Source organism: Micromonospora sp. WMMA1947 (genome assembly GCF_027497355.1).
Lineage (GTDB): Bacteria > Actinomycetota > Actinomycetes > Mycobacteriales > Micromonosporaceae > Micromonospora.
The window spans coordinates 1,158,816-1,172,606 of sequence record NZ_CP114909.1 but is presented as its reverse complement, the minus strand read 5'-3'; the positions used below and the strand labels follow the sequence as shown (position 1 = coordinate 1,172,606).

Below are 13,791 nucleotides of genomic sequence, written 5' to 3'. Positions count from 1 at the left end.
GGCGAAATGGCGGATCGTGACGAGCCGACCGGAGCGTTGGTCCGGCCGTACGCCGTTACCCGCGGTCGTACCCGTCCCCGGCTCGACATCGCCCTGGAGGCACTCGTCGAGACGACGGTGCGCGGCCGAGCGGTTGCCACTGGCAATGGTGGCCAAGGTCGTGAACACCAGTACATCGCCGCGTTGTGTGACGGACGTGTGCAGTCGCTCGCCGAAATCGCGGCGCGGATGCAGCTTCCGCTCGGCGTGGCCCGGGTGCTCATCGCCGACATGGCGACGGACGGCCTGGTCGCGGTCCACGAGCCGACCATTTTGGACGACTCCGACGACGCGGTGGGCACTGAACTGCTGGAGAGGGTGCTGAGTGGACTTCGCAGGCTCTGACATGTCGCACCGGCCGCCGGCCCAGAGCGGCCGCGTGACGTCGGCGAAGATCGTTATCGCCGGTGGGTTCGGCGTCGGCAAGACGACGCTGGTCGGTTCGGTCTCGGAGATCACGCCGCTGACCACCGAGGCGATCATGACCTCCGCCGGTGTCGGCGTCGACGACACCCGGCAGGTGCCGGGCAAGACGACGACCACGGTGGCGATGGACTTCGGTCGTATCTCGATCGACCGGGATCTGATCCTGTACCTGTTCGGTACGCCGGGTCAGACGCGGTTCTGGTTCATGTGGGACGAGTTGGTCCGGGGTGCGATCGGCGCTGTGGTGCTGGTCGACACGCGGCGGCTCGCCGACTGCTTCGCCGCCATCGACTTCTTCGAGCACCGGCGGCTGCCGTACCTGGTGGCCATCAACTGCTTCGACGGCATGCAGTACCACGATCCGCAGGACGTCCGGGACGCGCTGGCGATCTCCCGCGACGTGCCGGTGGTGCCGTGCGACGCCCGTAACCGGGAGTCCACGAAGCACGTGCTGATCTCGCTTGTCGAGTACGTGCTCACCATGCGGCGCTCGCGGGCCGTCGCGCCCGCCTGACCGACGCGCGGAAGCGCCCGGCGGCCTCAGGGCCACCGGGCGCTTCCTGCCGTCCGGGGTCGGACACGTTGCGCGATCGTCCGGTGACCCTCCACGTGGGACGGTCACCGGACGGCGCTCGAGGTCAGGCGTACCGGGTCCAGGTGCCCCGGAACACCTGGTAGACGGCGAGCGAGTCGGGCTCCATGCCGCCGTGCCGGTCGGCGCGGAACGCGTACCCGCCGGCGATGCCCTCGACTGTCTGCGCCTGCAGGAGGGCCCGCAGCCGGCCCCGGTCCAGGCTCGTCGCCATCCGCGCCGACGTGGCGAGGTGCTGGAGCGCGTCCGAGGCGTACGGGGCGAAGTCCGGGCTGACGCCGTGCCGCTGCGTGTAGCGGTTGACGAAGTCACGGCGGGCCAGCTGCGCCGTCGTGGTGGCGGTGGCCCCGGAGACGTCCAGACAGGCCGGATGAACCGCGTACGCGCCTTCCACGGCGTCGGCGTTCGCCCCCTGCACGGTGTCGTCGGCGACCGCGCCCGCGTCGAAGAAGATCGGGCCGCGGTGGCCCGCCGCGCGCAACTCCCGCGCCGCGGCACCGGAGTCGGGTGCGGTACCCCAGACCACCACGCCGTCCCGCTCGCCGCCCGCGACCCGCTCGGCGGCGGCACGGAAGCGCCGGCCGGTCGCCGGCAGGCGTACCGTGCGGGCCAGGTCGACGCTGCTCTCGGTGAGCGCCTCCCGCATCGCCCGTACGCCCGAGTCGCCGTGCAGCCCGGTGGCCGCCAGCACGGACACCCGGCGGATCCGCTTCGACTCGAACAGCTCCACGAGGCGACGCGCCATGTCCACGGCGTCGGGGGTGAGCTTGTAGGTGAACGTGCGCTCGTCCAGCGGCGCCACGATGCGGTCACCGTAGCCGAGGGACAGGAAGGGCGTCTTGACCCGCTGGGCGGCAGCGGCGAGGGCCACCGAGGTCTCGCTGAGCACACCGCCGATGAGGGCCTGCGCGCCGGCCCGGGTGAGATCGGCGGCATGGCGGGCGGCGACCTCGGGATTGCTGCCGTTGTCCAGGATCTGGAGCCGGACGGACCGGACCAGGTTCCCGACCGGTACGCCGGTGCGGTTGAGCGAGTCGGCGGTGAGTTCCAGGGCACGTCGCTGGGCGACGCCGAGCAGCGCCCCGGCACCGGTCAGCTCGAGGCTCGCGCCGACGGTCAGGTCCTGGTCGCTCGGCGCGCTGCTGGACGGGCCGTCGTCGGGCCGCTGGCCCTGCGGCGCGCACCCGGCGAGCAGCAGGCTACCGGCAGCGGCAGCGAGGACGCCCCGCCGGGTGAGCACAGTGGAGTCGAACGCCGGTGTCGCCAATGGAATCGCCTTCCCACCCCGGCGAACAGGCGCCGCCGCTGGTCCGCCGGGTATGTTCCCGGCCGGTCCAGCCCAGCGTCAAATCGCCCCGGTGTGGGATGAAACACCCCGTCGAGCCCCGGTCAGGAGCGGTAGCCCGCCGAGCGGTACTCGTACTCCCGGTCGTCGTCGCGGTCGCCGGTGTCGCGGGTGAAGTCCCAGCCGCCGGCCGCCTCGCGGCCCGGGCGGCCACCCACGGCGAAGCCGCCGATCTCCTGGCCGCGCCGCCAGCCGCGGAAGTAGCCGGTGGTGTTCTCGGCGAGGCTCGCCGCGTTCCGGACGATCCGCAGTGGCCGCTCCTCGCGCAGCGGGGAGCCCGGCACCAGGTTGGCCTGCGGCACGCGCTTCGGCAGGCCGGCCTTGGTCTCCGCGCCCACGGACGGGCGGGCCGCCTGCTCGGCCGCCTGCCAGCCGGTGTCGGCGGTGCTCGACCACTCCAGGTCGGCCTCGTCGCCGTGCCCGACGAACCAGGCGGACTTCGCCTGCGCGAAGATCAGCAGGTCGCCGTCACCCTCGTCGGAGACGGGCGGCGGACGGTGCTCCTTCGGGGCGGGCCGCCGCTCGGGTGCGGCGGGAAGCGGGACGCGACCCGGGTCGCCCTGGTCGACCAGGCGCAGCGGGGGCGTCTCCAGGCCGGGGTCGGCCGGTCGGCTCATCTCGTCGCGCAGTGCCCGGTCGGCGAGCGGCGGCGGCTCCACGAGCCGCAGCATCGGCGGCTCCTGCGGCAGGTCGTCGGCGAGCCACGGCGGGGTGACGCGGCCGGGGTCGCTCGGCGCGTCCACGCCCCGCCCGTACGAGTAGGTGGTGCCCTCCCGCTCCCGCGCGCTGTCGTCCTCGTTGTTCACCAGCGGCCAGTTCGCGCGGGAGCCCGGCGGCGCCTCCGGCGCGGGCGGGCGCGGGGCCGGCACCGGGATGCTCAGGTCGGTGGCGCTGAATCCACCGGTGGGCGCTTCCTGGTGCGGGTTCTGGTTGGTCTTCGGGCGGGGCGGGATGACGGTGCGCTGCCGCTCGGCCCGCGCCTTGTTGATCGCCGCGGTGGTGAGCGTCGGGCGGAACGGCTCGCCGGCCTCGGCCGGCGGCACGGCGCCGCGCGGGGACGGGGCGATCGGCGTGATCCCGGGTGGCGGCGGTGGCGGCGCGGAGATCGGCCGGTTGGTGGGGCCGTCCACCCGCGACGGCAGCGGTGCGCCGGTCGGTTCGGGCCGGGCCGGGGGAACCGATCCCGGGCGGCCCAGTGCTGCCGCCGGAGCGGCGGGCGTGACCGGGGCCGGGGCGACCGGCGGCGGCGTGACGGGCGCGGGCGCGACAGGAGGCGGGCCGAGCGGCCGGGGCGTCGTCGTGGCGGCCGGACCGGACACCGGCTCCGGACGGCTGCGTCGTCCACCGGGGACCGGCTCGGGAAGGCCGCGACGGCCGGCCGGCTCGGGTGCGCCGGCTGGTTCGGGTGCGCCGGCCGGTTCGGGACGGCCGCGGTACGGCTCCGGCGGGATCGACCGCACCGGACGCAGGTCGGCCGCGGGCGTCGAGGCCAGCTCGTCGACCTGCTCGCCCCGCCGCGCGGCGGCCCGGCGGCCGGTCGCGGGGGCGGGAGAGGTGCGCTCGGCGAGCGCGCCGACGAGCGCGTCACAGCCGGCGTCACAGGTCCGCACCGAGGCGACGGCCTGCCGGACGGTCTCGGCGACGGCTGCGGTGAGCGTGCGGTTGACGGTGGCCCGCCGGGGCGTCTCGGAGATGGCGACCCGGAGCGCGGTCACCGCGTCGGAGACGGCGTCGGCGTCGGCCACCCCCTCGCCGGACAGCTGCGCGACCACGGCGTCGGCGGCCAGTGCGCCGTCCCGGCCGCCACGGCCCGCGGGACCGGTGAGCATGCCCGGCTCGGGCAGCGCGTCGAGCACCGCCAGGGCGACCCGGTCGGCGGGGTCCGGGTACGCGCGCAGCGCGGCCGGGTAGAGCTCGCGGAGCACCTCGCGCAGCGTCACCGCGGCGGAGTGCCGGCCGCTCGCCAGCGCCGCGTGCGCGGCCAGGACCTGCGTGTATCCGGCGAGTTCACGCGGCGCCGGGAGGGTCACCGCGGAGAGCGCGCCGGCCTGGAGCGCACGGGCCAGCCCGACCGCCCGGCGCTCGGCGGGCGGGGACTGCATCTCCTCCAGGGAGTCGTCGTCGGCGAAGCGCTCGGCGAAGTCGTCGACCGAGTCGTCGTCAGCGATCGCCAGCGGCCGGCCGGCGGCGCTCAGCAGAGAGGTGACGATGTGGTCGTCGCTGTCGGCGGCGATGGCCGCGCCGCTCGGACCGCCGGACCGTTCCACCAGCAGCGCGACCAGCCGGGCGTAACCGGCGGGATCGTCACCGATCTCGCAGACGTGCAGCAGACGGCCTGCGTCGTCGACCACAGCGGACGTCAGCGTCGTTCCGGCCGAAGCCGTTCGGTCGGCCGGATCTGCCGAGGCCAGACCGCAGTACACGCGCACGAGCGCCACGGCGTCGTCCTCCTCCCGGGACACAGGTCTTGCACTGCCAGAGACTGATGCTCCCCGCTCCGGGTCAGTCGCGCCAGTCCACAACCGCAGAGATCTTGCCGACAATGGTGCGCCAACCGAGACTTGCGGTTTGTGCCCCGATTTTCTTCAGGCGGCGACGGCCCAGGAAACCACCGACACCCCCGTTGACGGAAGCCCGCAGCGCCTCGTCCAGGTCGTCCAGGCTGGAGCCGGCCGAGAGCATGTCCAGCACGGCGGGTAGCCGCAGGGCGTACGCCAGGTCACGGGCGATCTCACCGGCTTCGATGAGCAGCTGGTGATCCCACGCGTCGTGGCCGCCACGCAGGTTCTCCACCACCAGGTCGAGCTCGTACGTGTCCTCGTCCAGCGGGGCGATGTCGGCCGGTTCCAGCCGTTCGGACAGTTCGTTCCAACTGTCCAGCTGGGACAGGTCGTTGGGCGCACCGGAACGGATGAAAGTGACCAATGACTCAGGGGTCTTGAACAGCAGGAGCCGGCCCTTGTGGGTGAGGAAGACAGGTACCTCCTCGTCGCCCGCCTCGTCCTCGTCCTCGTCGTCCTCGGCTTCGTCGTCCTCGGCCTTGTCGTCGTCCGAGGCGTCGGCCTTGTCCTTGCGGCGGGACTTGGCGTCCTTCTCCTCGTCCTCGTCGTCCTCCTCGGCGGAGAGGGCGGCGAACTCCTCGTCGAGGATCACCACCTCCTCGTCCTCCTCGGTCTCGACGACCTGGCGGCGGGCCAGGAACGGGTCGTCCTGGTCGCGCTCGGCGACGTCGGTCGGGGTCAGCTCGCGCGCCGACCGGTAGGCCCGCAGCGTGAAGCCGGTGCCGGCGGGCAGGGCGATCTCCACCGGGTCGATCCGCACCTCTTCCCAGAGCGCGCGGTCGGCCGGCGGGCGGTCCTCCTCGACCTCGTCGGCCGCGGCGGCGGCGTCGGTGTCGTCGAGCTCGGGCTCGTCGGCGTCGGGCCGTTGGGGCGACTGGCGGGCCACGCTGACCTCCGTGTGCGTTCGGGTTGCCCACCCGGCGGCGTCGCGCTGCCGAGTGACTCTGCGCACATACCCTAGTGGGCGACCGTTCCGACCGGGAGTCGCACCCCATGGCGTCGCGGCGGCACGACAAGTAGCGTTGCTACCTATGAAGGCGCAGGCGCTGCACGGACACCTGGACGCGCTCCTGCTCGCCGTGCTGGAACGGGGCGCGCTGCACGGCTACGCGATCATCGAGGCGTTGCGTGCCCGCAGCGGCGGCACGCTGGATCTGCCCACCGGCACCATCTATCCGGCGCTGCGCCGGCTGGAGCGGGCCGGGCTGGTGGCGAGCACGTGGAGCACGGTGAACGGCCGGGAGCGCCGGACCTACGAGCTGACCGACGCCGGTGGCCGGGCGCTGGCGGGGGAGCGGGCCGGCTGGCGCGAGTTCAGCGCCACGGTCGGCAGGTTCCTCGGGGCGGACGAACCGCCCACCGCCCCGGCCTGACGGTGCCCGGCCGCTCAGGCGGCCAGCCGCCGCTCGGCGAGCACCCAGCAGCGGGCCGCCCGGGCCAGCGCGAACCAGGCCGCGGAGACCACCACCATGCCGATGATCATCGGAGGCCAGGTGAGGGCGGCGTCCCACAGCCCGATCGACCAGCCGAACAGCGCGCCGCCGGCGACCGCGCCGAGCAGCAGGCTGCCGGTCAGACCGAAACCGATCAGCCGGGCCGAGCGGGCGAGCCGGCGCGACCCCCACCGGGCGGCGAGCGGGCCGACCAGCAGCGCGGCCAGCGCCAGCGTGGCGATCACGGCCCAGATGACGTCCAGCCCGGCGGAGAGCAGCAGGTAGCTCTGCGGCGGCGGGGGACCGCCGCTCCAGCTCGACCCCTGCCAGGTCAGGTCACCGGCGGCGATCAGCGGCACCGAGATCAGGAGCGTGCGCAGCGCCAGCCCGCGCAGCGCCCCGGTGGCCAGCTCGGCCTGGAATTCCGGCACGAGCTGCCGGTCACTGCCGAACTCGGCGACCGCCCGCCGCTCCGCCTCCGCGCGCGGCAGGCCCCCTTCCCGGTACGCCTCGACGGCGTCCTCCAGCGCGTGCCGCGCCTCGGTCAGCAGGTCGGTCTTGAGCCGGTTCGGCCCGTGCAGCCGCGTGGACAACTCGTGCAGCCGCTGGTCGACCACTGCCTCCTCATGCACCCGCATGCGCCCAGCCTGCCACCGGAGGGCGACGGCCGCGTCAGGGAAAACCCCGATCGGCCGGGTGTCAGGGCGTGATCGCCAGGTAGCCGCGCTCGGCCGCCTCCTGGCGCAGCCACTGCTCCCGGTACCAGCCGGGTCGTGCCACCAGCTCGTCGTGCCGGCCGCGCTGCGCGATCCGGCCGTCCTCGAGCACCACGATCTCGTCCAGTCCGGCCAGGCCGCTGAGCCGGTGGCTGATCAGCAGCACCGAGTGCCCGGCCGGGGTGGCGGCGAGCGTGGAGTCCAGCACCGCGTCGGCGGCCGCCGGGTCGAGCCCTTCGGTCGGCTCGTCGAGCACCAGCACCGGCGGGGCGGCCAGCAGCGCCCGGGCCAGCGCGAGCCGCTGCCGTTGCCCGCCGGAGAGCTGCCCGCCCTGCTCGCCGACCACCGTGTCCCAGCCGTCGGGCTGCTCGCGTACCCAGTCGAGCAGGCCGGCCGCCCGGGTCGCGGCGACCAGAGCCGCCTCGGTGGCGTCCGGCCGGCCGAGGAGCAGGTTCTCCTTGACTGTGGCGTGGAAGACGTATGCCTCGGCGAGCAGGCCGCCGACCACCCGGGGCAGATGCTCGGCCGGGATCTCGGACACCGGCACGCCGCCGACGGTGACCTGGCCGGTGTCGGGGCGTACCGCGCCGGTGAGCACGGCGGCGAGGGTGCTCTTGCCGGCGCCGCTCGGCCCGACCACCGCCACCCGGCGGCCGGCCGGCAGGTCGAGGTCGAACCCGGTCAGGGCGGGGGCGGCGCCGGCCCGGTAGCGGACCGTCACGTCGGTGAACCGCACGTCGTGGCCGTCGAGCGCGGGCTCCGGCGCGGTCCGCGGCGTCGCCGTGGCGGGCTCGGTGAGCAGGTCCGCGACCCGGGCCAGCCCGGCCCGCAACTGGGTGCGCTGACGGGCCGCCGCGACCAGCGCGAGGGCCACCTCCACGGCGGCGAGCGAGCCGACCGCGAGGACGCCGACGAGCACGCCGCCGACGTCGGCGCGCAGCGCGACGGCCACGACGGCGGCGGCGGTGAGGCCGGCCACGAGGACGCCGAGCGCGTCCACCGCGAAGCCGGTCGCGGCGAGCCGGCGTTCCAGCCGGGCCAGCCGTCCGGCCCGCTCGTCGGCGGCGGCGAGCGCGGCGCCGGTGGCCCCGAACGCGGCCAGGTCGGCGGCGCCGTGGGTGAGGTCGACAGCGTCCACGGCGAGCGCGCCGCGCAGCGGGGCCACCTCGTCGGCGGCGCGGCGGGTGATCCGGGAGGCGAGCGTGGGCAGCGCCACGCCTGCCACGAGCAGGCCGATCGCGAGCACGCCGGCGGCCGGCGGCGAGATCAGCGCGGCGACGCCGACGGCGAGCACGCTGACCAGTGCCGACGCCGCTCCCGGCACCAGGACGCGCAGGAGCAGGTCCTGGGCCGCCTCCACGTCGGAGACCAGCCGGCTCAGCGCGTCCCCGGTACGGCGGCCGGTCTCGCGCCGGGCGGCGAGCGTGGCGAAGACGCGGGCCCGTACGTCGGTGATCATGCGCAGGACGGCGTCGTGCCCGGCGAGCCGTTCGGTGTACCGGAACACGCCCCGGCTGACGGCCAGCGCCCGGACGGCGACGATGGCCACCGTCAGCCGGTCCAGCGGCGGCCGGCCGGCGGCGCTCATCAGCAGCCAGGTGGCGGTGGCCATCAGCGCCAGGCCGGCGAACTCGGTAGCGGCGGCGAGCAGCCCGGCGCCGAGCAGCCGGTTCAGGTAGGGCCGGGCCAGGCGCAGTACCGCGCGTTCCGCGCCGGGGATCATCGGGGCACCGCCGGGCCGGCGGCGGTCGGGTGCAGTTCGGTGACGCGGCCGTCCTCGACGCGCAGGATCCGGTCGGCGTCGGCGAGCAGCGCGGGCCGGTGCGCGACGAGCAGCGCGGTACGCCCGGCGACCAGCCGCCGCGTCGCATCCAGCACCACTGCCTCGCTGGCGCTGTCCAGCCGCGCGGTCGGCTCGTCGAGCAGCACGATCGGCGCGTCCCGCAGGAACGCGCGAGCCAGCGCGACGCGTTGCCGCTGCCCGCTGGACAGGCCGTTGCCGCGCTCGCCGAGGCGGGTGTCCAGCCCGTCGGGCAGGGCGCCCACCACCTCGTCCAGCGCGGCGCCGGTGACCGCGGCGGCGAGCGTGGCATCCGGGGTGTCCGGTGCGCCGAGGCAGATGTTGTCGGCGAGCGACCCGGCGAACAGGTGCGCCCGCTGCGGAACCCAGGCCAGTTCGCGCCGCCAGGCGTCGGGGTCGACCCCGGCCAGGTCCACCCCGTCGACGGTGATCCGGCCGGATGTCGGGGCGACGAAGCCGAGCAGCAGGTTGAGCAGTGTGCTCTTGCCCGCGCCGCTGGGCCCGATGATCGCCACCCGGTCGCCGGGCCGGACGGTCAGCGTGACGTCGCGCAGCGCCGTGGTCCGGTCGTACGCGACTGTGACGCCCTCGAAGCGGATCTCGCTGCGGCCGCCCGGCGCCGGATGGCGCGGCTCGGTGGTGGCGGGCGCGTCGGCCGCCGACAGCGTGAGCGCCTCGTCCAGCGCGGTTAGGCCTTCCATGCTGGCGTGGAACCGGCTGCCCGCGGCCCGCAGCGGCAGGTACGCCTCCGGGGTGAGCAGCAGCACCAGCAGCGCGGTGGAGAGCGTGATGCCGCCGCCGAGCAGCCGGATGCCGATCGGCACCGCGACCAGCGCGACGGAGAGCGTGGCGACCAGTTCCAGCACCAGCGCGGACAGGAACGCGATCCGCAGCGTCTTCATGGTGGCCTGGCGGTGGCCGTCGGCCATCCGGCGTACCACGTCGACCTGCCCCCGGGACCGACCGAACGCGCGCAGCGTGGGCAGCCCGGCCACCATGTCGAGGAAGTGCCCGCCGAGCAGCGACAGCCGTCGCCACTGCCGCTCGGTGGCGGCCTGCGCCTGCCAGCCGAGCAGCGCGCCGAAGATCGGGATGAGCGGGATGGTCAGCGCGATGATCAGCGCCGAGCTCCAGTCGGCGAACACGATCCGGGCGAGCACCGCCACCGGCACCGTGACGCTGAGCACGAGCTGCGGCAGGTAGCCGGTGAAGTAGGGGTCGAGCGCGTCCAGGCCGCGCCCGGCCAGCGTGGCGAGCTGCCCGGCCCGCTGCCCGGCGACCCAGGTGGGGCCGTGCCGGCCGACCGCGCCGAGCAGGTCGGCGCGCAACGCCGCCTTGACCGTCGCGGCGGCCCGCGCCGCCACGGTGCCCTGCGCCCAGCTCACCAGCGCCCGCCCGGCCACCGCCGCCACGAACCCGGCCAGTGCCGGCCGGTGCAGCCGGCCGTCGAACGCCGTGGCGAGCAGCGTCGCCAGCGCGGTGGCCTGCGCGATCACCAGCAGCGCGGTGAGCCCGCCCAGCACCGCGAGCACGGCGAGGTCGCGCCGGGCCGCGGGGACCCGACGCAGCAGACGCGGGTCGAACGGGCGGCGGTTCACCAGTACACCGGTGCCCTGCCGTCGATCCGTCCCCGGAACACCCACCAGCACATTGCCTGAAAGCCTAGTAGGGCCGGCAGGAGCGGTAGCGCGAGCCATCCCAACAGGGCCAGCGTCGGACGGCTCGCGGCCGCCTCGGCCACCGTCAGCGACGCCGCCGGGTCGGCGGTGGAGACCAGGATCCGGGGCCAGAGCGCGGCCCCGATCAGCGGCGCGGGCAGCGCCAGCGCGGTCGCGGTCGCCACGAAGGCCACCCCGGCCCGGCCCCGCCGCAGCGCCGCGCGGGCCGCCAGCAGCGCCGCCACGAGCGCCAACGGCAGGAGTACGGCCACAGCCGGTCGCGCCACGGCGGCGCGTACCCGATCGGAGAGCAGGCCCAGGACGGTGGCCGAGCCGACCGCGACCAGTGCGGCGGGCACCAGGCCGCTCGCCAGCCGGGCGAGTGCCGGGGCGTCGGCGGCCGGCAGCCGGAGCGTGAGGAACGTCGCACCGTGCACCGCGACCAGCGCGAGCAGGGCCAGCGCGGCGGCGGCGACGAACGGGGTGGCGAGATGGCCGACACCGACCACGTGCCCGTCCGCGCTCAAGGGCACGCCCTGGAGCAGCCCGCCGAGCACCGCGCCCCAGCCCAGCGCGGCGAGCATGCCGCCGGCCACCACCACCCGGTCCCAACCGGCGCGAGCGGTGGCGGAGGCCGGGCGGCTGCGCAACTGCACCCCGGCGGTCACCAGGACCACACCGGCCAGCGCGGCGAGCACCGCCGGGTAGAAGCCGGAGAGCAGTTCGCCCTCCAGCCGGGGGAACGCGCCGAACAGGATGCCGACGGCGGCGACCAGCCAGACCTCGTTGCCGAGGAAGAACGGCCCGAGCGCGGTGAGCGTGGCGCGGCTTCCCGGTCTCGGGCCGCGCCGGGCCAGCAGCAGGCCGACGCCGTAGTCGTAGCCACCGAGCACGAGGTAGGTGGCGAAGAAGAGGCCGAGCAGGGCGTACCAGGCGAGTTCCACGGCGGGCTCCCTCAGACGAGCACGGGCTGGTGGGGGGCGTCGGTGTCGGGCGCGGGCGGGCGGCCGAGGGCGGGGTCGTGCGCGCCGCGTGCGGCGTGCCGGGCCATGAGCGTCCAGTTGGTCACCGCGAGCGCGCCGAGCAGGAGGCTGAACCCGATCAGCGAGGCGAGCATCAGCCCGGGCGAGACCGGCGAGACGGCCTGCGCGGTGGGCAGCAGCCCGTACGCGGCCCAGGGCTGGCGGCCGACCTCGCGGGCGATCCAGCCGAGCAGCATCGCCACGAAGGGCAGCGGCAGGCCGAGCAGGATCAGCCAGAGGGGGACCTTCAGCCGAATGATCCAGTCGCGCCAGAGCAGCGGCAGCAGGAGCCAGAGGGTGCCCAGCGCGAAGCCGATCAGGATCATGAAGCCGAGACCGACGTTGGAGAGCACCGGCGGATCCCAGTCGCCGGGGCCGAACCGTGCGGTCCAGTCGGCGACGAGCGCGTCCCGGTCCGGCCCGCCGCCGAACTTGGTCGGCTGGACCTGCGCGACCGGCCCGAACTGGGCGAAGCCGAAGCCCTGGAGCAGGGTGACCGAGAGCGCCGCGGTGACCAGGCCGAGCCGCAGCGAGGTGCGGAACAGCGCGTAGTCGGGCGTACGCCGCAGCAGGTGCCAGGCGCTCACCGCGGCCATCAGCAGGCCGCCGGTGACCAGGCTCGCCGAGATCACGTGGCCGAACGCCATGCCGAACGTGGGATTGGTGAGCAGCGCGCCGAAGTCGGTGAGGTGGGCGACGCCGTCGCGGACCTCGTACCCGACCGGGTTCTGCAGCCAGGCGTTCGCCACCATGATCCAGAACGCCGAGGCGTACGCGGTGATCGCCACGCCCCAGAGCAGCGCCAGGTGCACGCCGCGCCGCAGCCGGTGCCATCCGAAGATCCACATGCCGAGGAACGTGGACTCCAGGAAGAACGCCACCAGCGTCTCGATGGCCAGCGGCGCGCCGAACACGTTCCCGACGTAGCGCGACAGCCCGCTCCAGTTCAGGCCGAACTGGAACTCCATCACGATGCCGGTGGCGATGCCGAGCACGTAATTGATCACGTAGAGCTGGCCCCAGAACCGGGTCAGCCGCTCGTACACCGGCTTGCCGGTCAGGTAGCCGGCCGTCTGCAGGCCGACCAGGAGCGTGACCAGGCCGAGCGTGACCGCCACGAACAAGAAGTGGATCGAGGTGGTGGTGGCGAACTGGAGGCGGGCGAGGAGCAGCGGGTCCACTGTGTCCCCCATGGGTTGGCTCGCTTGTCGTAGCCAACCTACACGTAGCCTCGCTACCTATACTGGTGCGCGAACCCGGAGAAGTCCCTTAGGGGGCGGCGGATCAGCTCAGGAACAGGGCGAACGGCAGCGAGACGAGCGTGCCGGCGACCGCCAGCGCCATCGCGCTCCGCACCCGCGGCGGGCGGCCCGCGACGAGCAGCCGCTGCACGCGTACGTCGAGATCGCGGTCGCCGAGTCCGAGCGTGCCGGCCGGCTGCACCCGGTGCTCGGCGGCGGCGAACCGGCGCAGCGCACCGGCCAGCGGCGCGTCCGCGTGCAACTCGCGGGCCTTGTCGTCGGCGCGCATCTCGACCAGCAGCGCCACCCGCGCGTGCGCGTCCCGCACCCACCGGAACCAGGGCAGCGCCCGGCACAGCGCGGTGAACGGCAGCAGCACCAGATCGTGCCGCTCCTGGGCGTGCGCCCGCTCGTGGGTGAGCACCGCCGCCAGTTCGGCCGGGTCGAGCAGGTCGAGCGTGCCCGCGCTCACCACCACCCGGGGACGCACCCCGGGCAGGCAGTACGCCGCGGCGCTCGGGTGGTCGAGCACCAGCGCGCCGGGCACCGTCGGGTCCCGCCGGGCCACCAGGTGCAGCAGCTCCCGGTGCCGGCGCTGGGCGCGGACCGCGCCGTGCAGGCTGCGTACCGTCGTGGTGAGCAGCACCGCGCCGATGCCGAGACCGACGCCGACCAGGCTGAGGTGCACCGCGCCCACCCCGGCGGGCAGCGCGCCGTGGGCCAGGTCGTCGGCCAGGGCCAGCAGCGCGTACCCGGTCGCCCGGTCGTACGCGTCGAGCCCCAGCGCCATCGGCAGCCCCATGGCGGACAGGCCGAGCGCCAGCCCGACCGCCTGCCAGCAGATGATCGCCACGCGGGGCGCCCGCCAGGTCCAGCGCGCGGCGGCGAGGACCTGCGCGGTCAGCCAGCAGGCCAGGATGATCGCGGCGAAGTGCAGGGCGTACGCCACGGCAGCCG

The 13,791-nt window shown here is 75.1% G+C and carries 11 protein-coding genes and 1 pseudogene; 3 read left to right on the top strand and 9 right to left on the bottom strand.

What is annotated here, in order from left to right:
* Positions 1 to 6: 6 nt before the first annotated feature.
* Together O7604_RS05555 and O7604_RS05550 are read left to right on the top strand one after the other, a co-directional pair.
* The gene (locus O7604_RS05555; RefSeq protein WP_091416218.1) at positions 7 to 384 is read left to right on the top strand and encodes a DUF742 domain-containing protein; all 378 of its coding nucleotides are present in this window, start codon (positions 7 to 9) and stop codon (positions 382 to 384) included.
* Position 385: 1 nt separating this feature from the next.
* Complete coding sequence (locus O7604_RS05550; protein ID WP_269702284.1) at positions 386 to 979, top strand: ATP/GTP-binding protein; 594 nt, start codon at positions 386 to 388, stop codon at positions 977 to 979.
* A gap of 124 nt (positions 980 to 1,103) precedes the next feature.
* Here O7604_RS05550 and O7604_RS05545 read toward each other — a convergent pair whose 3' ends face one another.
* The 3 genes from O7604_RS05545 to O7604_RS05535 form a co-directional block, all read right to left on the bottom strand.
* On the bottom strand, positions 1,104 to 2,324 hold the full coding sequence (locus tag O7604_RS05545; protein ID WP_269702282.1) for an ABC transporter substrate-binding protein: 1,221 nt from the start codon (positions 2,322 to 2,324) through the stop codon (positions 1,104 to 1,106).
* A gap of 122 nt (positions 2,325 to 2,446) precedes the next feature.
* Positions 2,447 to 4,864 carry a transposase gene (locus O7604_RS05540; RefSeq protein ID WP_269702280.1) on the bottom strand — a complete coding sequence of 806 codons (2,418 nt, stop codon included), beginning with the start codon at positions 4,862 to 4,864 and terminating at the stop codon, positions 2,447 to 2,449.
* A 40-nt stretch (positions 4,865 to 4,904) separates the two neighbouring features.
* Positions 4,905 to 5,849: a DNA primase gene (locus tag O7604_RS05535; RefSeq protein ID WP_281579039.1), complete on the bottom strand. Its 945-nt coding sequence runs from the start codon at positions 5,847 to 5,849 to the stop codon at positions 4,905 to 4,907.
* Positions 5,850 to 5,994: 145 nt separating this feature from the next.
* Between O7604_RS05535 and O7604_RS05530 the strand changes: the two genes are divergently transcribed.
* The gene (locus tag O7604_RS05530; protein WP_013473973.1) at positions 5,995 to 6,336 is read left to right on the top strand and encodes a helix-turn-helix transcriptional regulator; all 342 of its coding nucleotides are present in this window, start codon (positions 5,995 to 5,997) and stop codon (positions 6,334 to 6,336) included.
* Between the two features lie 14 nt (positions 6,337 to 6,350).
* On the opposite strand, the gene O7604_RS05525 is transcribed toward O7604_RS05530, so the two are convergent.
* The 6 genes and pseudogenes from O7604_RS05525 to O7604_RS05500 form a co-directional block, all read right to left on the bottom strand.
* Positions 6,351 to 7,034 carry a permease prefix domain 1-containing protein gene (locus O7604_RS05525; protein ID WP_281579038.1) on the bottom strand — a complete coding sequence of 228 codons (684 nt, stop codon included), beginning with the start codon at positions 7,032 to 7,034 and terminating at the stop codon, positions 6,351 to 6,353.
* Positions 7,035 to 7,095: 61 nt separating this feature from the next.
* Positions 7,096 to 8,811: pseudogene (cydC, locus tag O7604_RS05520) on the bottom strand (thiol reductant ABC exporter subunit CydC); the annotation flags it as partial.
* 20 nt (positions 8,812 to 8,831) lie between these two features.
* Positions 8,832 to 10,511 (bottom strand): thiol reductant ABC exporter subunit CydD, encoded by a 1,680-nt coding sequence (gene cydD / locus O7604_RS05515; protein ID WP_281579037.1) that lies wholly within the window; start codon positions 10,509 to 10,511, stop codon positions 8,832 to 8,834.
* Positions 10,508 to 11,515, bottom strand: coding sequence for a cytochrome d ubiquinol oxidase subunit II (locus O7604_RS05510; protein ID WP_269702273.1), 1,008 nt, complete (start codon positions 11,513 to 11,515; stop codon positions 10,508 to 10,510). Before O7604_RS05510 ends, cydD begins: the two co-directional genes overlap by 4 nt.
* Positions 11,516 to 11,526: 11 nt before the next feature.
* Positions 11,527 to 12,774, bottom strand: a complete 1,248-nt coding sequence (locus O7604_RS05505; protein ID WP_332367329.1) for a cytochrome ubiquinol oxidase subunit I — start codon at positions 12,772 to 12,774, stop codon at positions 11,527 to 11,529.
* 103 nt (positions 12,775 to 12,877) lie between these two features.
* Positions 12,878 to 13,783, bottom strand: coding sequence for a M56 family metallopeptidase (locus O7604_RS05500; RefSeq protein WP_269702269.1), 906 nt, complete (start codon positions 13,781 to 13,783; stop codon positions 12,878 to 12,880).
* Positions 13,784 to 13,791: the final 8 nt, after the last annotated feature.